Genomic DNA, 25,672 nt, shown 5'->3' with positions numbered 1-25,672 from the left:
TCCCCGGCCATGCAGAGCCTTCCTGAACTCGACGTTCGCGTGTTGCTCGCGCTCGCCGCGCGGACGGAGCCGGTAGCCGTCGTCGCGCTCGCCGAAGAGCTGGGCCTCGACCAGGCGCCGGTCACCGCGCTCTGTCTGACGCGCGCCGCGGCGGGCGAGCTCGCCATCGAGGAGCGGACCGAGCTCGAGCTGCGCCTCGGCCCGAAGGGCAAGGAGCTCGTCGGGCAACCGTTTCCCGACCGCGCGGTGATCCAGGCCCTCTCCGAGGCGGGCGGTAGCCTCGAGCTGCCGACGCTCAGCCAGAAGGTCCCCGAGACCGGCAAGGCGCTCAGGTTCCTCAAGGCCAAGGAGTGGGTGGCTCAGGAGGGGCGGACCGTGACGCTCCTTCCCGCGGGGCGGGCCGCGCTGGCCACGCCGGCCGCGGACGAGCGGCTGCTCGAGCGTCTCGTGAAGGGAGCAGCACCCGAGGCGCAGCTCGCCGCCGAAGGGCTCGACCTCCCTCTCGCCCGCGCGCAGCTCGCCGGCCGGACGGGCTTCGTCGAGGAGCGGGAGCGCACCACCCGCCTCGTGGCGCTCACCGAGAAGGGGCGCGCGCTCGTCGCGGGCGGGCTCAAGCCGCGCAAGCAGGTCACGCAGCTCTCGGCCGAGCTCCTCCGCACGGGGGAGTGGCGCGAGGTCGAGCTGCGCCCCTACGACGTGACCCTGGCCGCGGACCCGGTCCACCCCGGTCGCGAGCACCCGCTGGTCTCGATCTTCCAGCAGACCCGTCGCGTCTTCCTCGAGCTCGGCTTCAGCGAGATCGTCAGCCCCTACGTCGAGTCGAGCTTCTGGGACTTCGACGCGCTCTTCCAGCCGCAGGACCATCCCGCGCGCGAGATGCAGGACACCTTCTACATCGCCCGCCCGGCGCGGGCCCGGCTCCCCGAACGCGCGCTCGTCGAGCGGGTGGCGCGCACGCACGAGACGGGCGGCGATACCGGCTCGGTCGGCTGGCGCTACCCCTGGAACGAGGAGCTCGCCGGACGGCCCGTGCTGCGCACCCACACCACGGCCTCGACGATTCGCGCGCTGGCGGCGGACCCCCAGGCGCCGCGCAAGGTCTTCTGCGTGGGGCCGGTCTTCCGCCGCGAGACGGTGGACTACAAGCACCTGCCCGTCTTCCACCAGGTGGACGGCGTGATCATCGACGACCACGCCTCTTTCGCGAGCCTGCTCGGCACGCTCCAGGCCTTCTACCGCAAGATGGGCTTCGACCGCTTCCAGTTCCGGCCGGGCTTCTTCCCCTACACCGAGCCGAGCGTGGAGGTCTTCGTCTGGTCGGAGCGTCGCGGCGACTGGGTGGAGATGGGCGGGGCCGGCGTCTTCCGGCCCGAGGTGACGCAGCCCCTCGGGTGCACGGCGCCGGTCCTGGCCTGGGGACTCGGGCTCGAGCGGCTGGCCATGTTTCGGTACCAGCTCGGGGCGATCGGCGAGCTCTACCGCTCGCGCCTGGCCTGGCTCAAGGAGACCCCGCTATGGCGGTAGTCGGCATTCCGGTTCACCTGCTCATGGCGCGGCTCGGCCGGGAGCTCTCCCGCGACGCGCTCGTGACGCACCTGCAGCACCTCGGGTGCGACGTCGAGGGGTACGCGACGGTGCGGCGCTTCCACTGCGGGCGCTGCGACAACATCACGGAGATCACCGAGACCGAGAATCCGCCGGTGCTCTGCGACCGCTGCGCCGCCGACTTCAAGGCCACCCCGGCGCTCCTCTCGGCGCTCGGCGAGAGCGACGTGATCCGCATGGAGCTCCTCGCCGTGCGCCCCGACATGTTCGAGCCGGGGGGCCTCGCGCGCGTGCTCCGGGCCTATCTGGCCGAGGACCCCGAGCCCGTGCGCTACGCCGTCGGGCCGGCGCGGCTGCGCGTCTGGGTCGATCCGAGCCTCGCCCACGCGGAGAGCTTCCGCCCCGCGATCGGGTGCGCCGTGGTCCGCGGCTTTACCCTCTCCGACGAGCTGATCAAGGTGATCATGAAGCTCCAGGAGAACCTGCACTGGGCGCTCGGCCGCGACCGCAAGCGGGCCTCGATCGGCGTCTACGATCTGGCGACGCTGCACGGCACGGCCTTCCGCTACCGGAGCGTGGCTCCCGAGGAGCTCACCTTCACGCCCCTCGGCTACGACCCGGCCGACGCGTCGGCGCGCCTCACCCCGCAGGAGATCCTCGAACGCCACCCCAAGGGCGTGGCTTACGCCCGGCTGCTGGCGGGCTTCTCGCGCTATCCGCTGCTCGAGGATGAGCAGGGCCAGGTGCTCAGCCTCCCGCCGATCATCAACAGCGAGCAGACCCGTCTGACCCGCACGAGCCGCGACTTCTTCCTCGACGTGACCGGGACCGAGGAGCGCATCGTGGCCAAGACCTTGAACATGCTCGTCACGAGCCTGGCCGAGCTGGACCGCGACGCGACGCTCGAGGCGGTGACCATCGTCTACCCCGACCGTGAGGCCGCCACGCCGGACCTCGCGCCGCAGGAGGTCACCTTCGACGTGCAGGCCGCCGCGAGGCGCGTGGGCGTCTCGCTCTCCGACGCGGAGGGGGCGCGGCTCCTCCGCCGCATGGGGCACGAGGTGAAGCCCAGCGGCGACGGCGGGTGCAAGGTGCTCGTCCCCGCCTACCGCAACGACATCATGCACCCGGTGGACCTGGCCGAGGATCTGGCGATCGCCTACGGGTACCACAACATCGTGCCCACGCTCGTGCCGACCCTCACCGTCGGTGCGGACCTCCCCGTGCAGCGCCAGGCGGAGTGCGCGCGCCGCTCCCTCACGGGGCTCGGCTACCACGAGGTGCTGACGCTCATCCTCTCCTCGGAGGAGCAGCAGTACGACGCGCTTCGGCTGCCGCGCGAGGAGCGCGCCGTGCTGATCGAGAACCCGATCAGCGTCGAGCAGACCATCGTTCGCACCACCTTGCTCGCCGGGCTCCTCGACACCTTCTCCATCAACACCGATCACGTGCTCCCCCAGCGCATCTTCGAGGTGGGGAACGTGACGCTCCTCGACGCGGAGGCCGAGACGGGCGCGCGCGAGTGGTGCAAGGTCGCGGCCGGCGCGATCGGCCCCCGGGTCGACTACGCCGAGATCCGTTCCGCGTGCGAGGCGCTGCTGCGTGAGTTCGGCTGGGAACTCGAGGCGCGCCCCGACGCGAGCCCCTGCTTCATCGGCGGCCGCGGTGCCGCCGTGGTCGCCCGTCGCGGCGAGCGCGCGCTCGTCGTCGGGAAGATGGGCGAGCTGCACCCGGAGGTCCTCGAGCGCTTCAAGCTCGCCCAGCCCACGGCGGTCTTCGAGCTGGACTTGGCGCTGGTCGCCCCGTAGGGCTACAATCACGGCCAGATGGCCAAGCTACCCAAGCCGACCCTTCCCCTCGGCAGCGAGTTCGGGCCGTATCACCTCGTGAAGCTCATCGCCGTCGGGGGGATGGCGGAGATCTACCTCGCGCGCACGCAGGGGATGGCCGGCTTCGAGAAGCACCTGGCGCTCAAGGTCATTCACCCCGACTACGCCGACGACCGGCGCTTCGTCCAGATGCTGGTCGACGAGGCGAAGCTCGCGGTGAAGCTCACCCACGCGAACATCGCGCAGACCTTCGACCTCGGTCGGATCGAGGACACGTACTTCATCTCGATGGAGTACGTAGACGGCGCCGACTGCTTCAGGATCCTGAAGGCCGTCTCGGAGCTGAACCAGGAGATGCCCATCGCCGCGGCGCTCTACGTGGTGCGCGAGACGATGGCCGGCCTGGACTACGCGCACAACAAGACCGACGACGAAGGGACCCCGCTGCGCATCATCCACCGGGACATCAGCCCGCAGAACATCCTGCTCTCGCGCCACGGCGAGGTGAAGATCGTGGACTTCGGCATCGCGAAGGCGGCGAACGTCTCGAGCAAGACGCGGGCGGGGGTGATCAAGGGCAAGCTGGTCTACATGTCCCCCGAGCAGTCGTGGGGCGATCCCGTCGACCAGCGCACGGACGTCTTCAGCGCGGGGATCGTGCTCTACGAGGCGCTCACCGGCGGTTCGGTCTACCACGAGAAGAACCCCGTCAAGCTGCTCGAGCTCGTGCGCAAGGTAGACGTGAAGCCGCCGTCGGTGCTGCGGCCCGGGATCTCCCCCGACCTCGACGCGCTCGTGATGAAGGCCATCCGGCCCAACCCGGCCGAGCGCTACCAGAGCGGGCGCGAGTTCGGCGCGGCGATCTCCGAGTACCTGCGCCGCACGGCCCCGGACTTCTCCGCGCCGCAGCTCGGCCAGCTGGTCGAGACGGTGCTCGACAACCAGGCGGAAGAGGAGGAGGCGCGGGGAGAGGCTCCGGCGCGGGCGGGCGTGATGCAGCGCGAGGACTTCGCGGTGCACCGCCACAGCGTGGTCTATTCCCCCGAGGAGCTGGCCGAGTCGTCGTCGGCCCTCGGGCGGCGCAGGGGTGGCGCGGCGGAGGAGGGTCGGGGCGGTCGCGCGCTCGGTCCGGCGCAGCTGCTCCTCATCCCCGAGGTGGGCGACCCGATCCCGTTCAACCTGGGGGCCGAGTTCGTGATCGGTCGCGGCGGCGACCTGCGTCTCGCCGACGGCCGGGTCTCGCGGCGGCACGCGCGGGTGGTCCACGAAGACGGGCGCTACCTGCTCGAAGACCTGCAGAGCTCGAACGGCACCTTTCTGAACGGGGATCGCATCGAGGGGCAGCGGAGTCTCAGCCCGGGCGACGTGATCCGCATCGGGCCTTTCGAGATGCGCTTCGAACGTCAGGCGCACGGAGGGCGGCTCTCCGGGCCGGAGCCAGGGGCGCCGCCGGTCCCTCCGTTCGCCCCGGAGCGCCTGGACCGTTCGGAGCGCACGGACCGCCCGGAACGCCTGGATCGCTCGGAGCGCACGGACCGCCCGGAGCGTCTGGACCGTTCGGAGCGGACCGACCGCCCGGAGCGCCTGGATCGTTCGGAGCGCTCCGACCGCCCCGAACGCGCGAACCCGGCCGTCACCGGCCCCGTGCCGCAGCCGCCCGCCGCCCGGAGCGGCGCTGCCCCGATGCCACCCATCCCGCCGCCCGCCGCGCTCGCGTCGTCGAAGGTGGCGCGTCCGCCGATGGTCGCGACGCCCTCCGCCGAGACGCAGCGGCTGGCCGCGGAGGGGGTGGTGACGCTGCAGTTCGGCGCCGAGCGGATGGTGCTCGCCGTGGAGCGCAGCCTGCCGCTCGGACACACCGTCTCGATCGGCGAGGCGCAGGTGGAGGCGGTGGGCGGGACCGTGGTGCGGCGCGCCGACGGCTACTGGGTGGAGCTCGCCCCGGGCTACCGGCCGCTCGCGGTGAACGGCCGTCCCATCGACGGCGCGGTCCAGCTCACGCCCGGCGACAAGCTCATGCTCGGCCCCCTCGAGCTCTGTTTCGACGTCGAATAGCCTTCACGAGAGGTCGTCGAGGACCAGCCGACGGCTACCGCCCGCGCCGCGCACGGCGATCTGCAGCTTGCGCACCGCCCGGGCCTGGATCTGACGCACGCGTTCGCGCGTGATCCCGAGGTCGCGGCCCACCTCCTCGAGCGTCTGGGCGGAGCGCCGCTCGAGGCCGAAGCGTCGCTCGAGCACCTCGCGCTCGCGATCGCGCAGCGTCGTCATGGCCTTCGCGATCTGTTCCCACTGCCCCTTGTTGCTCACCTCTTCGAAGGGCGACGGGACCGCCTTGTCGGCGATCAGCGCCCCGAGCTCGGTCTCGCCGTCCTCGCCGACGGGGAGTTCCCAGCGCAGCGTCTTGCGCGAGGCCTCCATGATCTCCACGACGCGCTCCACCGGCGTCTTGAGCCGCAGCGCCAGCTCGTCGGCCGTCGGTTCGCGCCCCACCTCGAGGACGTGACGGCGACTCTCGCGTACGAGCTTGCGGATCGCCTCGCGGATGTGGACGGGAAGGCGGATGGTGCGCGTCTGGTTGGCGATGGCGCGCGAGATGGCGTGCCGGATCCACCAGGTCCCGTAGGTCGAGAACTTGTAGCCGCGCCGATAGTCGAACTTCTCCACGGCGCGCATCAGGCCGAGGTTCCCCTCCTGCACGAGCTCGAGGAACGGCAATCCCCGATTCACGTACCGCGCGGCGATGTGTACGACGAGTCGCTGGTTGGCGAGCACCAGCTCGTCCTTGGCGCGCTGCGCGCGGAGCTCGGCCCCCTCGATGGCGCGTCGGGCCTTCGCGAGCTGCGTGGCGCTGGTGTTCGCCTTGCGCTCGAGCGTCCGGATGCGCCGCTCCGCGTTCTTGAGCAGCCGCACGTGCTCCGCGAGCTCCTCGTCGCTCATGGCGTGCTCTGGCGCGTGCGCTTCGTCGTCGGCCGGGACCTGCAGGTCGGCGGTGGTGATCGCCGACAACCCAGGCGAGCTCGAGGTGCGCTTGCGGGCCTTCGCGAGGCGCCGGAGGTCGTCTGCGCCGAGCTGCGCGCGGGTCTCGAGCTGGCGGATCTCGTCCTCCGCGTCCTCGAGGCGATCGGCGAGCTCCTTGATGCGGCCCACCACGCGGCTCACGTAGGTCTCGCGGAAGTCGATCTTGCAGAGGACGTCGAGCATCTCCTGCTGATTCGCGGAGGCGCGGTCGCGCAGCTCGCTGCGCTCCTGATCGGCGCGCACCTGCTTGGACGAGAGCCGCTCCGATAGCTGACGGCTCTCGCGGTCGAGGGCGGCGAGCCGCTCGACCAGCTCGACGAAGCGCTCGCGCGCGCGGGTCGCGTCGGTGCTCTCCTCGCCGGGAGGGGCGTCGAGCTCCTCCTCCTCGCTGCCGTCGAAGACGTCGAGGCGCCCGGCCTTGAGGCTCTGCCCGAGGCGCAGCAGCTCGTCCACGGCGACGCCGGTGCCGAGCGCCTGGCGGAGCACCTCGAGCCGCGCGGCCTCGAGGCGCTTCGCCGCGTCCACCTCCGCGCGCTTGCTCAGCAGCGGAACCGACTTGAGCTGGCGCATGTAGATCGCCACCGGATCGGTGGTCGGCTCGCCGGCCGGGCTCGGGGGCCCTTCGACGGCGCTCTCCTCCTGCTCCTCGCGCTCGAGCCCGACGACGTCGATGCCGCCGTCGGCGAGCTCGGTGAGGAGCTCGTCCATCTGTTCCGTGCTCTGCGTGACGGGCGAGGCGTAGATGATCTCGTCGAGCGTCACGTAGCCCTTGCGGCGCCCACGGCGGAAGAGATCGTCGAGCTTTTTCGCGCGATGGGCCGACATGCTGGGGCGGGAGCCGTAACCTGGCTTCGTGCCTTCCATTGTCGAACATCTGGCGGTTGAAAACCACCGGTCTTTGGGCGATCATATCTGGAGTTCAATGCGCGCGTGATGGCGTCCGACCACTCCTCAAAAGCGGGCTGGGTCTTGCGCCAGCCGTTGCAGATCGAGTCGCTCCGGCGGCAGCTCGGAAGCTCGGAGCGGACCGACGAGCTCCTGCGCCAAGTGCAGCACTATCGCGAGAACCTGGATGCGGTGGTGTACGCCCTGAGCAGCCGCGAGCTGGCCTCCGACCGCCGTCAACACCTGCTCGAGATCTTGCAGCGCCACCGCGTCGCGCTCGACGGGTGCCTGGCGAGCCTCGGCGTCCCGGTGGGGCGCTCGCCGATAGATCCGCTCTTTCACTTCAATCAGCTCGACCCGACGGTGCGGACGCACCTCGCCGCGATCTTGGGCGTCCCCGAGGAGCCTTCGTTTTACGAGGTGCTGGACATCAAGGCCGAGGAGTACCTTTCCCAGTACGGCGCCTTCCAGGCCGTGGCCGAGCAGGAGGGCTTCAAGGAGCGACGCCGCCTCTCCCGCACGGCGCGGCAAGGGGCGCTGATGCTCACGCTCAGCGGGTCGCTGATCCAGATCTCCGAGCCCGACGCCAAGGGGGGACGACGGTACCTCTACCAGAACATCTACGGCAACGCGCATCCCCCCGAGGGGGTGCTGCTGCTGGACCGCGACGTGAAGGTCGGCCACCGCGTCCACTCGGTGGAGCTGACCACCTCGCCCGTGCGGGTGCTGTGCGTGCCGAAGCGCGCGGTTCCCTGGCACGCGCAGGTGCGCACCTTCGAGCGGCTGGCGCGCACCTTCACCTCGCTCGCGGGGCGGTCGAGCGTGGGACTGGCGGGGGAGGTGGCTGCCGGCTCTCCCTTCCGGCTGGCCCGGCGTCCCAACTCGAGCGCCGCCGAGCGCGTGCTCAAGCAGGAGTACGGCGAGGGGTTCGGCCGCTTCGCCCGCCTGCGCCAGGCCTTCGTCGACGGGGAGGCCGAAGGCAAGCAAGAGGCCGAGATCCTCACGCTCTGCCACTACCTCCAGACGGCGGCGCGCGAGCTGGGGTTCAACGCGCGCCCGGTCGAGGAGGTTTCGGAGTTCGTCACCGACGAGGAGCATCACTACCGCATCGTCGGAGATCGACCGCGCTCGGTGGTGAAGCAGCTTCGCGGGGGAGGTCCCGAGGTGGTGCTCTTGAACATCTCCGTCGGGCGTCAGGTCGTGACCTGCAACGCGCCCCTCGCGCTGATCTCGAACGACGGTGCGCTCATCGAGATCACCGCCCCGGTGCAGCGCTTCCGGGTGCGCTGACCTTCGCCGGGATTACTCTTTCCGCTTGGGCTTGGTCAGGAGCACCACCACCTCGTCCGAGGCGGGGACGGGCCGCGGCGTCATGCGGGACGGTTCCTTCGGGCGGGTGAGCAGCAGCGGAATCTCGGGCCCCGTGAGGGGACGTCGCACCTCGGGCCCCGTCGCGGGACGTGCGAAGTGCGGCGCGGTCGGGGGACGCGCGCTCTGCGGCGCGGTCGGGGGACGTGCAATCTGCGGCGCGGTCGCGGGACGCTGGCGCAGCTCCGGGTGCGGCGGGGGCATCGGCGGAATGGGGGGCGGGACGCGGGTCGGGGAGGTAGGCGGCCGGCCGCGAGGAGCCACCGCGGCCTTGGGTGCGGCGGGCGGCGTCTCGAGCCGAGGCCGCGGCGTGGGGAAGACGCGGTCCACCACCACGCGCTCCCGGGTCGGCGCGTCCTCGGAGTCCACGACGAAGGAGCGCTCTTCGCCGCCGGCGATGGGGGTGGCGGCGGTGGCGAGGGGCGTCGCCCCGTGCGGCGCGCGGGCGTAGAGCGCGGCCAGGATACGCTGCAGCCGGTCCAGATTCGGGTAGAGCTGGAGGATGCGCTGGCAGAGGGCGATGGCGCTCGGGATCTGGCCCGACGCCGCGTACCCCTTCAGCACGCCTTCGTAGTGGATCAGCGACTCGTCCACGCGGCCCAGCCGAAGCTGGATCGCCGCGACGCGCAACCGGTCTTGAAGGCTGTGGGGATCGTCGCGCAGGCGGGCCAGGTACACCTTGAGGTCCGACAGGAGCTCGCGCTCTCCCTTGCCGCCCACCCAGCGCTCGGTGCTCTCGGCGACCGCGGCCGGTTGACTGGCGTCCGCGACGACCTGTTTCGGCAGGGGAGGTGGGCTAGGGGGCCGGGACGACTCGGACATGTGGCTCAGATCCTAACGCCTCGGGATCCTCAAGCGGCGCGGACCATAGCACGATCTCCTCGGGGAGATCCGCCTTTTTCACGCCGGCCGGCCAGAGCGGAGGCCAGAGCAGCGGCGCCGCGGTCGCGGCAGGGGATCGGTAGTGGGGGTAGGACCTGAAAATCTCGTGCAATCCGTAGGTTGAGCCACCATCGTCGCCGGGTTCGACCCCGCCCGCGAGCACCGCCGGGCGGGCTCCGTGGAGGAGCGGCGGGGTGGCCCAGAGGGAGATGCCCATGGCGAGGACCATCGTGACCGCCAGGAGCGAGACCCCCGTGGTAGCGGCGGCGCGGCGGCCATCGCTGAAGAGCTCGCGCAGGGCAGCGCCCAGGGCCAGAAGGCCTCCCAGCAGGCGGTACCCCGTGCGCCCGACGGCCCCGGCGCGGTAGAAGGTCCAGCTCGCGCGGTCCATGACCCAGGCGTCGTCTCCGAGGAGCGACAGAGCGGGAGGATGCCGGTACGAGGAGAAGTCCCCGCGCGAGTCCGGGCGCCGCTCGAGCACCCCCACGGCGTAGACCTCCTGGCCCTCGATGTTCTCGCGCTCGAAGAGCACCACCGCCGATTCGCGTCGCACCCCCACCGAGCCGCCGATGAAGAAGAGCCCTCGCTCGGCGCGCGCCCCCTGGCCCGTGACGCGCCCCGTCACCACCGCCGGGCCTTCGGAGCCATCGGCCCCGGTGCGCAGGCGCACGTGGCGATACGGTCCGTCGAGGAAGCCGAGCACCGGCCACCGCTGTGCCGCGCGAGCGATCGTGCAGAGCGGGACGCTCTCGGTCGGGTCTGCGCGCCGCCATCTGCGACGGCGAAGGAAGGCTCGTTCCCCTCGGTGCCGACAGCTCACCCGGAATCCCTCCTGGGGCGCGTAACGCGCCTACCGTAATTGTAGCGTCGCGATGGGCATCTGCTAGGATGGCCCGCATATTTCGTCGACGCGCAGGGAGGGTTGGCGTGATCAGCCGCGAGATCATCGAGAAGCTGCCGAAGACGGACCTGCACGTGCACCTCGACGGCTCGGTGCGGCTCGAAACGCTCATCGAGCTGGCGAGAGAGTACCGGGTGGACCTGCCGTCCTACACGACCGCCGGCCTGCGGGAGCTCGTCTTCAAGAACGAGTACAACAGCCTCGTCGAGTACCTGCAGGGCTTCAAGTACACCGTGGCGGTGCTGCAGAGCGAGGTGGCGCTCGAGCGTGCGGCCTACGAGCTCGCCGCCGACAACCAGCGCGAGGGGGTGCGCTACGTGGAGGTGCGGTTCGCGCCGCAGCTCCACGTCCACCTGCACCTCTCCATGGAGAACGTGCTGAAGTCCGTGAACCGCGGGCTCTTGCGGGCGAAGACCGACTTCAACCAGCGCCCGGAGGTGGTGGAGGGGCGCGAGCCTCCCTTCGAGTACTCCCTCGTGGTCTGCGCGCTGCGCTACTTCAGTCGCGGCCTCTCCGACTACTACGACAACATGCTGCGCGTGCACCGCTTTTCGCAGCCGAAGCGTGTGTTTGCGCTGGCTTCGTTCGAGCTCGCCCAGGCCGCGGTGCGCATCCGTCGGGAGCACGGCATCCCCATCACGGGGTTCGATCTGGCGGGGGCCGAGGCCGGCTTTCCCGCCGACGATCACGGGGAGGCCTACCAGTTCGCGCACAAGAACTTCCTCATGAAGACGGTCCACGCGGGCGAGGCCTACGGTCCCGAGAGCATCTTCCAGGCCATCACCGACCTGCACGCCGATCGCATCGGTCACGGTACGTTCCTGATGGACACGACCATGATCAGCGACCCGGGGATCGAGGACAAACAGCGCTACGTCGAGGAGCTGGCGCAGTACATCGCCGACCGGCGCATCACCGTCGAGATCTGCTTGACCTCGAACATGCAGACCAACCCCAAGTTCCGGGAGATCGCCGACCATCCGTGGGTCGGCATGCGAGGGGCGCGGCTCTCGACCACCTTCTGCACCGACAACCGCACCGTCTCGAACACCGACGTGTCGAACGAGATCGAGCTGGCGGTGCGGCACCTCAACCTGACCGCCGGGGACCTGAAGCGCATCCTGATCTATGGCTTCAAGCGGAGCTTCTTTCCGGGCACCTACCTCGAGAAGCGGCGCTACGTGCGTCGCATCATTGACTACTACGAGGCGGTCGTGCGGCAGCACCCCGAGCTTCAGGAGGGGTCGCGCCGCGGAGCGCCCACCGAATAGCGGCTGGCCCCAAGGGGCCGAGGCTGGATTCTGCCCCCGCGGGACGATAAGATAGGTGGACATGGACAGTAAGAGTACGGCCTCCGATCGTCGTAAGTTCGCTCGTGTGCCCTACGGGGCGTGGATCGAGAACGAGGTGGCGGACGAGGGGTTGCGCTTCTACCTGGCGCAGAATCTGAGCGCCGGGGGCCTGCTCTTGAAGGCCCAGGACAGCACCCCGCCGGCGGTCGGGAGCCGCGTGCGGTTGCGCCTGGTGGTAGAGAACGAGGCGCGGGTCATGTCCGTGCAAGGAGAGGTCGTGCGCCACGGCGCAGAGGGCAGCGGGGATTTCGCCGTGCGTTTCACCAACCTGGATCCTGCGCGGACGACCTTCCTGCAGGACCTTATTTCCGAGTTGTCGACGAGCTGACCGGCGAGCGTTCCCCGTCGCGATCCGCCAGTTTCCAGCTCTGGTCACGACGGAGTGACTAGAACACCGATCGGTGTTCTAGGGGCAGGAGTCATCGAAGCATGCCGCTAGACGCGCGCACCGCGCGACGTTTCGTGCAAGCGCTGGACGCCGAGTGTCGTCGCAACGTGAAGCACCTCAAGGTGCCGGGCTACCCGCGCCCCTACTACCTGAGCTACCTGCTCAGGGACATCCACTCGCTCCACATCTGGGGGCGCCTCGGCAACATCAATCAGGTGACGGACCAGTACACGCGCAACGTCTTCTGCGACTGCCGCGTGGGGTCCTATCGCTTCGACCAGATCTCCGAGGGCGGACTCGACGACCACGACGCCGAGGGCGAGGTCTCCGAGCACGTCGAGATGCCCATCGGCAACGACACCGACGCGCTCAAGTACCACCTCTGGAAGCTCACCGACGCGCGGTATCGCGAGGCGGTGCGGCACTACCTGCGCAAGAAGTCGGAGCACATCACCTATCTCGACCCCACCGACGGGCTGGCCTCGTTTCGCCGCGGCGTGGTGCGCAAGGACGTGCGCCTGCGTGCCGTTCAGCCCGTGGACGTGGAGGCCTGGATCGACTTCATCGTGCGTAGCTCGCGCGTGGTGAAGCGTTACCCCGAGGTGAAGAACTCGTGGGTCGAGGTGCGGGTGCGCGACGCGACGCGCATCTTCGTCAGCTCCGAGGGCTCCCAGGTGGTGGATCAGTCGCGCGTGTGCGAGCTGGCCTGCGACCTGTGGCTGCTGACGAAGAAGGGGGAGGCGGTGGCCACGCGCGTGGTGCACGTCTCCCCGACGGTGGACGACCTCCCCGACCTCCACGCCTTCGTGCGCGAGATCGAGCAGAAGATCGACGTCCTTCGCCTGCTCAGCCAGGCGCCCACGCTCAAGTCGTACGCCGGCCCCGTGCTCCTCGCGCCGGGGCCCGCGGGCATCCTGTTCCACGAGGTGCTCGGCCACCGTCTCGAGGGGACGCGCCTGCTCTCTACCCGCGAGGGGCAGACCTTCTCGCGGGACCTGGGCAAGCAGATCCTGCCCCCCTTCCTGAGCGTCACCGACGATCCCACGATGCGGCGCTCCTGCGGCGTGAACGCCGTGGGCTGCTATCGGTACGACGACGAGGGGACGCCCGCACAGCCCGCGCGCCTCGTCGAGCGCGGCAAGCTCGTGGGGTTCCTCTCGGGCAGATCGCCGGTGACGAAGGCCAAGCTGCCCCCGAACGGGCACGCGCGAAACGAGTATCACGAGCGGCCGATCGCCCGCATGGCGCACCTCATCGTGGAGGCGGAGAAGGGAGTGAGCCACGCCGAGCTGCGGCGCCTCTTCCTCGAGGAGCTCCGCCGGCAGAAGCTCCCCTTCGGGATCATGATCCTCGAGGCCGAAGGGGGCGAGACGGCGACCGACTCGTACGACTTCCAGGCCTTCATGGGACAGGTGACGCTGGCCGTGCAGGTCTGGGCCGACGGTCGCGAGAACCTGGTGCGGAACGTGAACTTCGTCGGCACGCCGCTCTCGGCCTTGCGCAACGTGGTGGCGGCCGGAGATTCCCCGCGCTGCGACAACGCCTATTGCGGGGCGGAGTCGGGGGTCGTCCCCGTCAGCACCACCTCGCCGGCGATCCTGATGTCGAACCTGGAGCTTCAGGCGGGGGACCAGCGGAAGTTCGTGCAGTACGTCTTGCCGATGCCCTTTGAGAAGAAGGCCGCGCTCCGAGGGCGAGCGCGTCGTCGGCGTTCCTAGCGCCGTCGGCGGCGACCCCCTGCAAGGCGGGCGCAGAGCGCCACGAGCCCGAGCGCGGCGAGGAGTTCGAGTCCGCGTCCCGCGGTGGCCCCGGGCAGCGCGGCGCACGAGGCCGGCGCCTCGCCGTTCGCGAGGGGCGGGGGGGCTGCTCCGTCCTGGCGCGCCGGTCCGCCCCCCTCTGTCGCCGAGGCGTCGGTCGACCGGCCGTCGCCGGAACCCCCGCCGTCGCCCACGGGGCCCTGGTCGCGCGCCGGAAGCGCCTCGCCCACGCCTCCGTCCTTGGGTGGCATCCCGGCCTCGGTCACCGTGCCGTCGAGCTTCACGCCCCCATCGGGCAGCGTCGCGCAAGAGGCCACGGCCTTGACGTTCTCCGCCAGATCCTGCGCCCCGCCGAGCGGCTCGGGCACCATCGACGCTCCGCCGTACGGACCCCCGCTGCCGACCTGCGAGTCCCGGTACATGGCGAAGTGCAGCGACGGGTTCTTGTAGAAATCGAGCTTCTCCTCGCCGCTCTTGCCGAGAGTGCCGAGGGTCTGTCCGGCCGTCAGCTTCTGCCCGGTCTTCACGGCAATCGAGTTCAGGAGCCCGTAGGCGGAGGAGTAGCTGTGTCCGTCTTTGAAGTCGTGCTCGACGATCACCAGGTAGCCGTAGCCCTTCCAGCCATTCTTGGCCCAGTCGGCGTAGCGCACCGTCCCCGCCGCGACGGCCACGACCGGCTTGCCGAACCCGCCCCCCACCTCGTCGCGCACGAAGTTGAGCGCGTAGTAGTCGTTGGCGTAGCCCGGGTCGTTGAGCCGCGTGCTCAGGCCATAGTTGGTGGTCACCATGAACTTGGTACCGCAGGGAAAGGGCGCTTGCAGGATCAGGCCGAAGGGGCGTGCCACGCCGCCCGGTTTGGGGGCAGTGAGAGCCCAGGCCGACGCCCCGGAGCCCACGAGGAGGCCCACAAAAATAACGCATCGCGCAAACACGGGATCCTCCCTAGAGATGGAGATTCGCCCCACTTCTTAGCGTGAGTGAGCGAAATGACAAGGGGTGTAGTGCGGAATCGCACATGAGGCGACCGGCGCGCGGTCGAACCAATGAAGACCCTTGGGGTTTGGGGTGTTGCCTATTTTTCCTTAACCCGGCGGACGTCGGCCCCGAGCTTCCGCAGCTTCAGCTCCAGACGCTCGTAGCCCCGGTCGAGGTGATAGATCCGCCGCACCGTGGTCACCCCCGTCTTGGCCACGAGGCCCGCGAGCACCAGGGCGGCCGAGGCGCGCAGGTCGGAGGCCATCACCGTGCAGCCGTGAAAGCGCGTCGGCCCGCGCACCATGGCCGTGCGTCCGACGACGTGCACGTCCGCGTTCATGCGGCAGAGCTCGGGCACGTGCATGAAGCGGTTCTCGAAGATCGTCTCGGTGATCACGCTCTGCCCCTCGGCCAGCGCAGCGAGCACCATGAACTGGGCCTGCATGTCCGTTGGAAAGCCGGGGTGCGGCTGCGTGGTGATCTCGACGGGCTCGAAGTGGGCCGCCCCGCGCACGCGGACTCCGTCCTGCGCCGCCTCGACGTGGACCCCCGCCTGCCGGAGCTTTGCGATCACGGCCTCCAGGTGCTCGGGGAGGCAGCCCTTGAGCAGCACGTCCCCGGCGGTGACCGCCGCCGCGACCATGAAGGTGCCGGCCTCGATGCGGTCCGCGATGATGGCGTGCTCGATCGGATGGAGCTCGTCCACGCCCTCGATGGTCACGACCGGCGTACCGGCCCCCCAGACGCGGCCCCCCATCTTGTTCAGCACGCGGGCGAGCTCTTCCACCTCGGGCTCGCGCGCGGCGTTCTCGATCACCGTGCGCCCCTTGGCGAGGCAGGCCGCCATCATCAGGTTCATCGTGCCGGTGACGGTGACGATGTCGCACACGATCTCCGCGCCGTGGAGCTTGCGCGCCCGCGCCTCGACGTAGCCCTCGCGCAGGTCGATGTGGGCCCCCATGGCGGCGAGGCCCTTCAGGTGCTGGTCGATGGGACGCGCCCCGATGGCGCACCCGCCGGGCAGAGAGACGCGCGCGCGGCCGTACCGCGCCACCGTGGGCCCGAGGACCAGCACCGAGGCTCGCATGGTGCGGACCAGCTCGTACGGCGCCTCGAGCGTGTCGATCGAGGAGGTCGCCACCTTGAGCGTGCGCCGCCCGGAGACCTCGGCCCCCATTCCCTCGAGGACCTTGGCCATCGTCTGAACGTCGTTCAGCGCCGGGACGTTCTTGAAGGTGTTGCGACCGCCCGTCAGGATGGCCGAGGCGATGAGGGGCAGCGCGGCGTTCTTGGCCCCGCTGATCTGAACTTCGCCGGTGAGGCGGTTCCCGCCTCGCACTACGAGTGCGTCCATAGGTCGAGGGCTCCTCGCGCGCTACTGATTCATCGCCGCGCGAATACGGTCGCGGTTGAAGAAGAGCAGCATCAGGATCGGATAGGGGGCGTAGAAGACGATCATCAAGATGGCCGAGGTGCCGCCGAAGATGCTGGCCATGCCGCTCGAGAAGCCGGCCGGGATGGCTCCCGACGGCGAATGTTTGGCGAGCGTCTCGATCATGCGCGCGTAGGCCGGGCCCACGACGGTGAGCGAGAGCACGATGACCCCTGCGAGCACGGCGAGGGCGGCGTAGCCCCAGTAGACCGACCAGCGGCAGGCCCACCGTCGGTAGCGCAGCTGGCCGATGCCGATCGCCAGCAGCAGCCCCGACATGGCGGAGAAGACCAGGCTCTGGGCGCCGATCACGGTGTAGATGGAGCCGATCTGGTCCATCATCGCGCGCACCGCCTCGGCTTCCCGTCCACGCAGCGACGAGCCCATGCGGCCCATGCGCGTCATGCTCTGGCCGGCGAGGCCCCCGCACGCGCCGAAGAGACCGCCGAGGAGCACGATCGAGCCGAAGACGATGGAGAGGACGCCGAACACTTTCGGTGCGCCGGTCGGCAGCGGCGGGGTGTCGGGGCTATGCGGCGCGGGCTCCCAGGCCGTGTCCGAGGCGGCCGGTGGCGCGTAGGGGTTGGACGGGGGGCTTTGCCGTGGATCCATGTTCGGTACGCTACTTCTTCGGCCGGCTGCGGGTGGGTACCGCCAGCTTCGGCTTCTCGGGGTGCGCGCGGTAGAGGATCACCGTGTGCCCCACCAGGCCGCAAAGATGCGATCCGGTGCGCGACGCGAGGTCGGTGGCCATCTCCTTCTTCTCCTCGGGCTCGTCGAGGCGAACCTTGATCAGTTCGTGATCGAGCAGCGCTTGGCCGGCCGCTTCGACGACGCCGTCGGTGATCCCCGCGCGGCCCACCTGCACGACCGGTCGGAGCGCGTGCGCCTGGGCGCGCAGGAAGCGGCGCTGGAAGCCCCGCAGCGGAGTCGGGGGATGAAGCTTCGGCGGGAGCTCGCTCATGGGCCCATCCCAGACCAAATCGCCGGGGAAGTAAAGCCCGCCGTCGGTTTGACCGCTCCGTCGACGCGTGGTACCTTGCTCGCACAACCGCCGACAAGAAAAACGATGAAAAGAGCCCGGTTTCCGTGGGCGGCACCCCGCCGCGCGTCCACCCTCCTGGTTGTCGTCACCCTTGCGAGCTGGCCCGATCACTCCCTCGTCGCGCAGGAGCGCCACGAAGGGACGGGCAAGCACGTGGCGGTCTTCGCCAAAGGCGAGCAGCAAGAGCGCGAGGGCGATCGCCTGGCCGAAGCGGGCAAGCGTGACGACGCGCAGAAGGCTTATCGCCAGGCCGTGGCGGCCTACCAGCAGGCCACGGTGCTCGCGCGCGACTACCTGCCGTCCTACCTGCGACTGAGCCGCGTGTACGGCGTGCTCGGGATGCACGCGGCGGCCGCGGCGATGCTCAAAGGAGCCGTCTCTCGCTTTCCCGCCAGCGCGGCGTTGAAGGAGCAGCTCGGCATCCACCTGACGGCGGCGGGCTACGCGAAGGAGGGGGTGGCGATGCTCGAGGAGGTGGTCCGCGCCCAGCCCAAGAATCTGGCCGTGCAGCGGGTCCTTGCGACGCACTACGAGAAGGTGGGGGATTGGGCCAAGGCGGCGGCGGCGCTGACGGCGATCCTGGACGAGGAGGAGGACAGCCACGGCGAGCGGGTGAAGCTCGGCACCGCGCTGCTCCGGCTGCGCAAGCTCGGTGACGCGCTCGAGGAGTTTCGCAAGGTGCCGCAGGGGACGGCGGCCTACCTGCCGGCGCAGATGGGGCTCAGCGACGGGCTCGTGATGTCCGGCAAGGCGGCGGAGGCGCTCGAGGTGCTCCGGCGCGCGCAGACCGGTCTCTCGGCCGATTCGGTCGAAGGGAAGCAGGTGGCCCTGCGCGTGGCGCGCACCCTGCGCGTGCTGCGACGCTTCAACGAGGCGCTATTGCGCTATCGCGACTATATCGGTCGCGCGCCGAAGGACGCGCAAGGCTATTTCGGTGCGGGCGAGTGCTACCGCGAGATGCGGAACTATGGCCAGGCCCTGGCGCAGCTCCAGTACGCGCTGCAGCTCGACGCGCGGTCGGCGCCGACCTACGAGGCGCTCGCCCGGACCTATCTCTCGCAGGGGAACATCCGCCAGGCGCTGCACATGCAGCAGCAGGCCGCCCGCCTCTCGCCGGGAGATCCCCGGCAGACGGCGCTCCTCGGGCGGCTCCAGCGGCGCGGAGGAAATCCGAAGAAGGCGCGCGAGCTCCACGCCGGTCTGACGGAGCAGCACCCGACGAACGCCGAGTTTTTGACCGAGCTCGGTCACGATCACTACTACCTGGGGCAGCAGGAGCAGGCCGTCGAAGCCTATCGCAAGGCGGTGAAGCTCGACGCGCAGGCGCGCGAGGCGCGTATCGGTCTCGTGATGGTGGGGCTCGCGCGTGCGCACCAGCTGAGTCGCGCGCGCAAGCTCGCGGACGCCTACGCCGAGCTGGAGAAGCTGCTCGATCACAACGTCATGCCGGCCGAGGTGCGGGGTGCGATGGCCGCCGTGGCCCTCGAGCAAGGTGACGCCGCGCGGGCGCAGAAGGTGCTGGCGGGGATCCCCGCGAACGAGCGCGGCGACTGGAAGACGGGCCTGCTCGAGGGGCGCGTGCTGGTCGCGCTCGGCAAGGGCGCGGCGGCGCTCAAGGTCCTCGCGCGCGTGGGGACAGCGAGGCTGTCGGCCGACGACGCGGGGGCGGTGGAGCTCGCGACCGCGGCGGCGGAGCTCCTCGCCAAGCAGGCCGACCGCGCGGTCGTGCGCTTGCGGCGCCTCCCGGGGAAGGAGGCCCAGGGCGAGACGGGCAAGGCGCTGCTCGGGCAGGCGCTCGTGCGCCGGGCCAACCTCGAGTGGGAGGCGGGGCGGGCCAAGAACGCGCTCAAGGACCTCGTCGACGCGGAGGCCTCCAAGGCGCTCCTCGGCCCGGAGGACGTGCAGCGCGGCCGGCTCCTCACCGCGCTGGCGGCCGCCGAGGAAGGGCAGCGCGAGCTCTCGGTGCGCGCCTTCACCGGCTTCACGGGGAGCAAGAAGCCAGCGCCGGAGCGGGTGATGGCAGGCGCGTACGCGAACCCCATGGGGGTGAAGCTGCTGCGCGCCTACCTCGACTACCGCGCGGGGACGTTCGACCTGGCGATCAAGGTGCTGGAGCCGATCTACCGCCAGCGCAAGACCAACGAGGACGTCTCGGGCCTCTACACCGCGGCTCTGCGGCAGCAGGCGCACAAGCTCTATGCGGCGGCCAACTACCGCGGTGCGGATGCGCTGGCCACGAAGCTGCGCACGACCCTCGGCAAGCCGAATCCCGCCGACGAGCTCTTCCAGGCCTGTCTCCAGTTCCAGATGAAGGAGACGGGGCCGGCGATGAAGGCCTTCGAGCGGCTGGCGGCGCAGGTGCCCGAAGCGCGGCTCAACCTCGGCATCTTCTACGACGAGGTGCAGAAGGACAAGAAGGCGGCCTACCTGGCCTACGTGGCCTACCTGCGGGCTGCGGGCGGGCGCGGCTTGCCGGCCGTACGGCAGTGGGTGCAGACCAAGGAACGCATCTTCGGGTTCGGAGGTGGTCGATGACCCGGCGCATCGCAGTCACGGCAATCGTCGTCGTCGTCGGAGCCATGGCCGCCTCCACGGCTCGCGCGCAGAAGAAGCTGGTGGTCGGCATGTACCTGCCCACGCTGGCGGGCGTCGGTCGCGCCGAGCGCATCGAGGCGGTGGAGAAGCTGGCCGCGCATCTAGCGGAGACGACCGGTCGCTCCTTCAGCGGCCGGAGCTTTGCGAGCGACAAGGATCTGTACGCCGCGGCGGCCAAGAAGGCGGTGCACTTCGCCGTGGTGGGGGCGCAGACGCTCTCCGAGCAGGCCAAGGGGTGGGTGGCCTTTGCCTCGCTCTCGCGGCGCGGCGCGACCACCGGTGCCTGGCAGATCCTGGCCAAGGCGCCGATCAAGAGCGTGAACGAGCTCGCCGGTAAGTCCGTCGTGCTTGCGCGCGTGGGTCGTTTCGACAAGGAGTTCGTGACCAACGTGCTCCTCGACGGCGAGGTGGCGCCGTCGTACTTCGAGTGGCTGAAGGTCCCCGACACGGCGTCGGCGATCCAGGCGCTCAAGCTCGGCAAGGCGCAAGGCACCGTCTTGCCCGAAGGGGGGTCGGCCGAGGGTTTTGCGGCCATCTTCTCCTCGAAGCCCGTTCCCCTGCCCGTGATGGTGAACGTGGCGAAGGTCGCGGCGCCGATCCAGGCGCAGGTGCTCCAGGCCCTGCTCACCTGGCCCGGCAACTTCATCGGCTACAGCGGCTGGATGCGGATCAAAGAGGGAGGTGTGGGGTCGGTGCGGGCGCAGCTCATGACCGGGCGCCCTCGCCGCAAGCCGTCGCCCGTGGCGCCGAAGCCCTTCCGGCTGGCGGCGCGTCGGGTGCTCGCAGACTACCAGGCCGACGTGAAGCTCCCCTCGGCGCTCGGCCTCTTTCGCAAGCCCTACCTGAAGCCGGACCAGGTCGAGTAGAGCCCGGCGAGCAGCACCGCCGCGCTACGTCCGCGGCGTGGTGCGAGACGAGAGGAGGGCCTTCGTGAGCCAGCGGCCCGTGGACCTGCTCCTGCTCAACGCGACGAACCTCGCGCAGACGGCCGTCTACGCCTACGGAGGCTTCGTCCAGACCTCGGCCCTCGCCCGCCAGCACGGCCTGACTGTCGAACGCTGCGACCTGCTCGGGGTGCCGCCGTCGCAGTGGGAGCTGGTCATCGCAGGTCTGCTCGCTCGCGCACCGCGGATGGTCGGGATCCACCACCGCAACTCGGACGTGCTGGCGATCGAGGAGTATCTTGGAGGTGCGACGAGCACGAGCTTTCTCACGCCGCCCGACGAGCCGCGCTACCTGCCGCTCGTGCCCCTGCGCCGTCTGATGGCCATCCTCCGGCGACAGACGGCGGCGCCCGTGGTCGTGGGGGGCATCGGCTTCAGCGCCTCCCCGCTCGCCTGCTGCCGGCTCCTCGAGCCGGACTTCGGGGTTTGCGGCGAGCCCAACGAGTTCTTCGCGCGTTTCGACGATGTTCTGGCGCGGCGCGACCTGGCGAGCGTCGCGAATCTCGTCTATCGCGACGGTGACCGCTACGTCATGAGTCCGCGCCGGTTCTTCGCTCCATTGGCCGAGCGTGAATACGACGACGAGGTGACGAACGAGCTCCTAGCCTTCTACGGCGGCCCGAGCGCGCAATACGGCTATTCGGCGGCGATCGAGGTAAGCCGAGGGTGTCCCTTTTCCTGCTACTACTGCCTCGAGCCCGAGGTCGAGGGCCGCGCCGTGCGCGAGCGTGACCTCGAGGCCGTGCGTGGCGACCTTGAGTATCTCGCTGCGCGGGGAGTGACCTCCTTCTACATGGTCGCCTCCGAGCTCAATAACCTCGCGGGGGCACCGCTCCTTTATCGGCTGGCGGAGCTCTTCATCGAGCTCAACGCGCGTCGGCCGCAGCAGCCGCTGTGGTGGACCGGCTACCTGCTGCCCACCCTCGAGCGAGAGACCGTCGAGCTCCTCAAGCGGGCGGGCTATCACCTCGACATGTTCATGATCGACTCGCTGAGCGACGACCACCTCCGCCAGATGCGTGCCCCCTACGACGCGCGCCGCGTGGTGCAGTTCCTGAAGGACGTGCACGAGGTGGGCCTGCTCGGACCGGCAAACGATCCCGCGCTCGCCTCGGCCAAGATCTTCTACTTCCTCGGGGCCCCCTTCACCACGGCCGCGCACGTGCGGACAGCGCTCGCCACCTTTGACGCGACGGGCCTCGGCGCGGTCGCTCCCGCGGCGGCGGTCGTGAAGGCCACGCGGGTCTTCCGCCTCGGCGGGAAGCTCAACTGCGCGCCTGCCGACTCCGAGCTCCTCCTCTTCCGAGAAGACGAGACAGACCCGACGAAGGCCGCGACGTTCGCGTTCGACGAGAGCGACCCGGACGCGCTGGCCTGGCCGGTCTACGCTCAGCCCAGGGAACTCGTGCAGCGCCTCGGCGGCTGGCCGGAGCTGGTGCAGTTCTTCGATTGGGCGGCGGAGACCTTCCTCTCCTCGGGTCACGAGGCGAAGAGGGACTGGAGCGCGTTTCTCGGGGCGCACAGCTCGCGCCCGGCCGTCCGCGCGCTGCTCGAGACGGTTCTCGCGCGGAGCGAGGCGTACGGGCTCGCTGACTTCTTCGAGGACGAGGAGTCGGAGGCCGGACGCATGCTCAAGCGACTCGTCGCGCCGCTTCGGCGCGGGGAGCCGGAGGATGAGCTCGAGCTCCTCTTCACGCCTCCGGCCGAGCAGCGCCAGCTGGTGGACGTCGTGGCCTCGGTCGTCCTCTATGTGATCTTTGCGACTCACCCGGAAGAGGTGCACGCCGTGCAGGAGCATCTCGGGCTACCGACCGACGAGGAGAGCGCGCCGTCGCCGTGGGAGGTCTGCCAGGCGCTCTACCTGCGCTACGCCACGGTGGAGGAGCTGCGTGACGACGTGGCGCGGAGGGTTGGCGGTGGCCCCGGGGGCGTGGGGAGCTTCTACCTGGAGTACCTGCTCTACGAGAAGAACGTGGTCCTGCGGCCGGAGTACCGGCCCTTCTTCTGCGACGAGTAGGTTGTGCGCGTGAGCGCTCGTCGGGGAGCGCTCGTCGGGGAGCTTGCGTCAGGGAACGAGCGTCGCCGCCACGGCGGCCAGCTCCGCGGCCTGCGACCGGACCTCTTCCGGACCCACGATGACGAGCAGGGAGCGGCGCGCGTCGAAGATGCGTCGCGCCTGACCCTGGACCCCGTCGGAGGTGAGCGCCTCGATGCGCGCCGGAAGGGACGCCATCCAAGCGGCGGTGCGACCGCAGCTCAGGTTGATGGCGAGGAAGCGGGCGATGGCCTCGTTCGTCTCGTAGCCTTGCGCGGTGTCTGCGGCCAGGACGAAGGCCTTGGCCACGGCGAGCTCGTCCTTCGTCGCAGGCTCTTCGAACGCCGAGCGGAGCACGGCGGTCAGGGCCTGGATGGCTTCGAGCGAGCGAGCGGGAACGCACGAGATGGAGACCGCCAGATGCGCCGGGTCGATGGCCTGCGAGAGGAAGATGTTAGGCGAGTAGTCCAGGCCGCGGCGCTCGCGGATCTCGGTGAAGAGGCGCCCGGACTGGTAGCCGAGCACCTTCTCCATGAGCAAAAGGCTCGGCCAGTGCGGGTCCGTCGAGGGGGGAGCGGCGAAGCCCCAGAAGAAACGCACCACGTCGGTCGCGATGGGGTCGAAGGTCCACGCGAAGGCCGTCCGCGGCTCCTCCTGCGGGACCAGGGGCATGGGAGTGGCCTTGCGCTTCATTTTCCGTAGGCGGGCGGCGACCACCTCTTCGACCTCTCCAGGGTCGATGTTTCCGACCACGGCCAGGTTGAGGCGCGAGGGCGGATAGAGCTCGGCGTGGAGGCGAGCGAGGTGGGCGCGGGTGAGGCGCGAGAGACTCTCCTTGGTGCCGAGGGGGTCGTATCCGTACGGGTGGACGCGATAAAAGCGGTGGCTGAAGAGCGTGGCCGTGAGGCCGAGGATGTTGTCGTCGAGGTACTCGAGCGCCTGCAGGGTGGCGAGCCGGGCTCGAGCCACCGTGGGAGCGGGGAAGGTGGGCTCGAGCGCGCAGTCGAGGAGCGCGCCGAGACCGTCGCGCCAATGGCTCCCCGCGAATACGCCTTGCAGCGAGAGCGTGTTGCCGCCGGAGGCGGTGGCGATCTCCGACCCCGTGGCCTGGACGCGCCGGCGGAGCTCCCTCGGGGTGACGCCGCGTGCGCCGGCGGTCAGGGTGTCGGCGAGGAGTTCGCTGGCCCCTTCCATCCCGCGGCGTTCGAAGCGCAGGCCGCCCGGGAAGCTGGCCGCGAGGGCGACCGTGGGCGTGGCCGTGCGTCGCATGGTGACCAGGCGCGCGCCGCAAGGGAGGCTCACCTCCTTCCACCTCAGCCCCGCTGACGCCGGTCGGCGCGACCCTCGAGCGCGCGCTCGCGGAGCGCGTTCGGGAGGCAGCGGCGTGGCCCAGGGGGGGAGCACCGGCGCGGTGCCGTCGGTCGCGGCAGGGAGAGCGGCTGCGCGACGGAGCGTCTCGAGCCACTTCTGCTTCTCCGTCGCCGAGCCGACCCAGCCGCGCGGCAGCTGGAGCACGAGCGTCAGGCGATCGGGGCGCAGGTAGCGTCGGGCGAGCTCCTGGAGCTCGGCGGGCGTGATGCGGACGATGGCCTCGAAGAAGGAGCGCTCGAGGCGATGGTCCCCTGCGATGGTTTCGAAGAAGCCCTGCCAGTAGGTCCGACGCGCCACCGTCTCGCGGTCGAGGAGGCCCTCGATGAGCAGCGCGCGTTTCAGATCGTCGAGCGCGTGGGGCGCAAGACGCTGCTGGGCCCGCGCGACTCCTTTCAAGGCCGCGGCGACGAGGGCGGGGACCTCCTTCTTGGTGCCACCGGCCTCGACCAGCACCCGCATCGCTCCGCTCAGTCGAAAGAGCTCGTGCTCGCCGGTCAGCGAGGGTGCGGCCCCGGTGGCCTCGACGACCGCCTGCCCCACGAGCGGGGCGCTCCCCTTCGAAAGCAGGCGGAGCAGGAGCTCGAGGCCGGGCGCGTCCGGGTGGAGAAACGGGGCCGTGCGAAACGCGAGCGTCAGGCGCGGTTCCGTGGCCCAGGAGCGCAGCAGGTCCACTCGCACCCCACGTTGAGGCGGCTCGTTCGGCACCTCGAGCGGGGCGGGCGCGCGTCGTCGGGCTCCCGGGAAGGCCGCGAGCAGCGCTTTCTCGAGCGCCTCCTGGGGAAAGGCCCCCACGCTGACGGCCACCATGTTGCCGGGCACGTAGTGCCGTCGGTGATAGCTGCGCAGCCCGTCCAGCGTCAGCGCTCGCACCGAGGCGGGACTTCCGAGCCCCGAGTTGCGGTAGCCGAGGCGCCGGAAGACCAGCGCGTACGCCTTATCGAACGCCTCCACGTGGGGGATGGTGGCGCTGTACATGCGGATCTCTTCCTGGATGACCTTCTTCTCGCCGACCAGCACCTCTTCGCGGAAGCCGGGTCGCGCGATGCGGCGACAGAAGGTGCTCGCGGCCAAGAGCAGCCGCGCCGAGTCGACGAAGAGCTCGTAACGCGTCCAGTCGTAGTCCGTGTCGCCGTTGCTCCAGCCCCCCCAGCGCTCGACCTCCAGTGCGGGGTCGTTTCGCCCCTCCCCCGAATAGAAGACGAGGTGCTCGAGCGCGTGCGCGGTCCCCGAAGCGCCTTCGGGGTCGTCAACGCAGCCGGCGCGAATCCAGAGCTGGAACCCTCCGGTAGGCGTCGAGGCGTCCTCGGTGTGCAAGGACGTCATTCCGTTGGGAAGGATCCGGCGGTG

18 protein-coding genes are annotated in these 25,672 nt (G+C 70.2%); 10 read left to right on the top strand and 8 right to left on the bottom strand.

What is annotated here, in order from left to right; genetic code table 11:
* The first annotated feature begins 9 nt into the window (after positions 1-9).
* The 3 genes from IT371_16105 to IT371_16095 are packed head-to-tail and all read left to right on the top strand — an operon-like array spanning position 10 to position 5,429.
* On the top strand, positions 10-1,524 hold the full coding sequence (locus IT371_16105; protein ID MCC6749186.1) for a phenylalanine--tRNA ligase subunit alpha: 1,515 nt from the start codon (positions 10-12) through the stop codon (positions 1,522-1,524).
* Complete coding sequence (locus IT371_16100; GenBank protein MCC6749185.1) at positions 1,515-3,353, top strand: phenylalanine--tRNA ligase subunit beta; 1,839 nt, start codon at positions 1,515-1,517, stop codon at positions 3,351-3,353. Before IT371_16105 ends, IT371_16100 begins: the two co-directional genes overlap by 10 nt.
* A gap of 18 nt (positions 3,354-3,371) precedes the next feature.
* Positions 3,372-5,429 carry a protein kinase gene (locus tag IT371_16095; protein MCC6749184.1) on the top strand — a complete coding sequence of 686 codons (2,058 nt, stop codon included), beginning with the start codon at positions 3,372-3,374 and terminating at the stop codon, positions 5,427-5,429.
* A gap of 3 nt (positions 5,430-5,432) precedes the next feature.
* On the opposite strand, the gene IT371_16090 is transcribed toward IT371_16095, so the two are convergent.
* Positions 5,433-7,220, bottom strand: coding sequence for a sigma-70 family RNA polymerase sigma factor (locus tag IT371_16090; protein ID MCC6749183.1), 1,788 nt, complete (start codon positions 7,218-7,220; stop codon positions 5,433-5,435).
* A gap of 108 nt (positions 7,221-7,328) precedes the next feature.
* On the opposite strand from IT371_16090, the gene IT371_16085 reads away from it, so the two are divergent.
* Positions 7,329-8,570, top strand: coding sequence for a hypothetical protein (locus tag IT371_16085; protein MCC6749182.1), 1,242 nt, complete (start codon positions 7,329-7,331; stop codon positions 8,568-8,570).
* A 12-nt stretch (positions 8,571-8,582) separates the two neighbouring features.
* On the opposite strand, the gene IT371_16080 is transcribed toward IT371_16085, so the two are convergent.
* Entirely contained in the window at positions 8,583-9,470 is an 888-nt protein-coding gene (locus IT371_16080; protein MCC6749181.1) for a hypothetical protein, read from the bottom strand.
* Complete coding sequence (locus IT371_16075; protein ID MCC6749180.1) at positions 9,445-10,350, bottom strand: hypothetical protein; 906 nt, start codon at positions 10,348-10,350, stop codon at positions 9,445-9,447. Before IT371_16075 ends, IT371_16080 begins: the two co-directional genes overlap by 26 nt.
* 68 nt (positions 10,351-10,418) lie before the next feature.
* Here IT371_16075 and IT371_16070 point away from each other — a divergent pair, with 68 nt between their 5' ends.
* The 3 genes from IT371_16070 (at position 10,419) to IT371_16060 (ending at position 13,889) form a co-directional block, all read left to right on the top strand.
* On the top strand, positions 10,419-11,702 hold the full coding sequence (locus IT371_16070; GenBank protein MCC6749179.1) for an adenosine deaminase family protein: 1,284 nt from the start codon (positions 10,419-10,421) through the stop codon (positions 11,700-11,702).
* A gap of 61 nt (positions 11,703-11,763) precedes the next feature.
* A complete protein-coding gene (locus tag IT371_16065; protein ID MCC6749178.1) occupies positions 11,764-12,111 on the top strand; it encodes a PilZ domain-containing protein in 348 nt (115 codons plus the stop codon).
* Between the two features lie 101 nt (positions 12,112-12,212).
* On the top strand, positions 12,213-13,889 hold the full coding sequence (locus IT371_16060) for a TldD/PmbA family protein (protein MCC6749177.1): 1,677 nt from the start codon (positions 12,213-12,215) through the stop codon (positions 13,887-13,889).
* Here the strand turns inward: IT371_16060 and IT371_16055 are convergent.
* The 4 genes from IT371_16055 to IT371_16040 form a co-directional block, all read right to left on the bottom strand.
* Positions 13,886-14,860, bottom strand: coding sequence for a M23 family metallopeptidase (locus tag IT371_16055; GenBank protein ID MCC6749176.1), 975 nt, complete (start codon positions 14,858-14,860; stop codon positions 13,886-13,888). The two genes, IT371_16060 and IT371_16055, sit on opposite strands and share 4 nt — an antisense overlap.
* 140 nt (positions 14,861-15,000) lie before the next feature.
* Positions 15,001-16,257 (bottom strand): UDP-N-acetylglucosamine 1-carboxyvinyltransferase, encoded by a 1,257-nt coding sequence (gene murA / locus IT371_16050; GenBank protein ID MCC6749175.1) that lies wholly within the window; start codon positions 16,255-16,257, stop codon positions 15,001-15,003.
* A 21-nt stretch (positions 16,258-16,278) separates the two neighbouring features.
* A complete protein-coding gene (locus tag IT371_16045) occupies positions 16,279-16,947 on the bottom strand; it encodes a hypothetical protein (GenBank protein ID MCC6749174.1) in 669 nt (222 codons plus the stop codon).
* A 10-nt stretch (positions 16,948-16,957) separates the two neighbouring features.
* On the bottom strand, positions 16,958-17,299 hold the full coding sequence (locus IT371_16040; protein ID MCC6749173.1) for a YhbY family RNA-binding protein: 342 nt from the start codon (positions 17,297-17,299) through the stop codon (positions 16,958-16,960).
* 105 nt (positions 17,300-17,404) lie between these two features.
* On the opposite strand from IT371_16040, the gene IT371_16035 reads away from it, so the two are divergent.
* From IT371_16035 to IT371_16025, 3 genes are all read left to right on the top strand, one after another.
* Positions 17,405-19,915, top strand: coding sequence for a tetratricopeptide repeat protein (locus tag IT371_16035; GenBank protein ID MCC6749172.1), 2,511 nt, complete (start codon positions 17,405-17,407; stop codon positions 19,913-19,915).
* On the top strand, positions 19,912-20,841 hold the full coding sequence (locus IT371_16030; protein ID MCC6749171.1) for a hypothetical protein: 930 nt from the start codon (positions 19,912-19,914) through the stop codon (positions 20,839-20,841). The genes IT371_16035 and IT371_16030 overlap by 4 nt, the downstream gene beginning before the upstream one ends.
* A 64-nt stretch (positions 20,842-20,905) precedes the next feature.
* Positions 20,906-22,936: a radical SAM protein gene (locus IT371_16025; protein MCC6749170.1), complete on the top strand. Its 2,031-nt coding sequence runs from the start codon at positions 20,906-20,908 to the stop codon at positions 22,934-22,936.
* Between the two features lie 48 nt (positions 22,937-22,984).
* On the opposite strand, the gene IT371_16020 is transcribed toward IT371_16025, so the two are convergent.
* Positions 22,985-25,648, bottom strand: a complete 2,664-nt coding sequence (locus tag IT371_16020; GenBank protein ID MCC6749169.1) for an insulinase family protein — start codon at positions 25,646-25,648, stop codon at positions 22,985-22,987.
* Positions 25,649-25,672 lie beyond the last annotated feature (24 nt).

The sequence above is a fragment of the Deltaproteobacteria bacterium genome, assembly GCA_020848905.1.
Taxonomy (GTDB): Bacteria; Myxococcota_A; Polyangia.
Note: the sequence above shows the minus strand (reverse complement) of the source record. Positions and strands in the feature narration are given on the sequence as shown.

Excerpts from the sequence above, each read along its gene's own strand:
- IT371_16090 (MCC6749183.1), bottom strand. The coding sequence starts at position 7,220 with ATGTCGGCCCATCGCGCGAAAAAGCTCGACGATCTCTTCCGCCGTGGG.
- IT371_16030 (MCC6749171.1), top strand. The coding sequence starts at position 19,912 with ATGACCCGGCGCATCGCAGTCACGGCAATCGTCGTCGTCGTCGGAGCC.
- IT371_16065 (MCC6749178.1), top strand. The coding sequence starts at position 11,764 with ATGGACAGTAAGAGTACGGCCTCCGATCGTCGTAAGTTCGCTCGTGTG.
- IT371_16040 (MCC6749173.1), bottom strand. The coding sequence starts at position 17,299 with ATGAGCGAGCTCCCGCCGAAGCTTCATCCCCCGACTCCGCTGCGGGGC.
- IT371_16035 (MCC6749172.1), top strand. The coding sequence starts at position 17,405 with ATGAAAAGAGCCCGGTTTCCGTGGGCGGCACCCCGCCGCGCGTCCACC.
- IT371_16085 (MCC6749182.1), top strand. The coding sequence starts at position 7,329 with ATGGCGTCCGACCACTCCTCAAAAGCGGGCTGGGTCTTGCGCCAGCCG.
- IT371_16070 (MCC6749179.1), top strand. The coding sequence starts at position 10,419 with ATGGCCCGCATATTTCGTCGACGCGCAGGGAGGGTTGGCGTGATCAGC.
- IT371_16020 (MCC6749169.1), bottom strand. The coding sequence starts at position 25,648 with ATGACGTCCTTGCACACCGAGGACGCCTCGACGCCTACCGGAGGGTTC.
- IT371_16080 (MCC6749181.1), bottom strand. The coding sequence starts at position 9,470 with ATGTCCGAGTCGTCCCGGCCCCCTAGCCCACCTCCCCTGCCGAAACAG.
- IT371_16095 (MCC6749184.1), top strand. The coding sequence starts at position 3,372 with ATGGCCAAGCTACCCAAGCCGACCCTTCCCCTCGGCAGCGAGTTCGGG.
- murA (MCC6749175.1), bottom strand. The coding sequence starts at position 16,257 with ATGGACGCACTCGTAGTGCGAGGCGGGAACCGCCTCACCGGCGAAGTT.
- IT371_16060 (MCC6749177.1), top strand. The coding sequence starts at position 12,213 with ATGCCGCTAGACGCGCGCACCGCGCGACGTTTCGTGCAAGCGCTGGAC.
- IT371_16105 (MCC6749186.1), top strand. The coding sequence starts at position 10 with ATGCAGAGCCTTCCTGAACTCGACGTTCGCGTGTTGCTCGCGCTCGCC.
- IT371_16100 (MCC6749185.1), top strand. The coding sequence starts at position 1,515 with ATGGCGGTAGTCGGCATTCCGGTTCACCTGCTCATGGCGCGGCTCGGC.
- IT371_16045 (MCC6749174.1), bottom strand. The coding sequence starts at position 16,947 with ATGGATCCACGGCAAAGCCCCCCGTCCAACCCCTACGCGCCACCGGCC.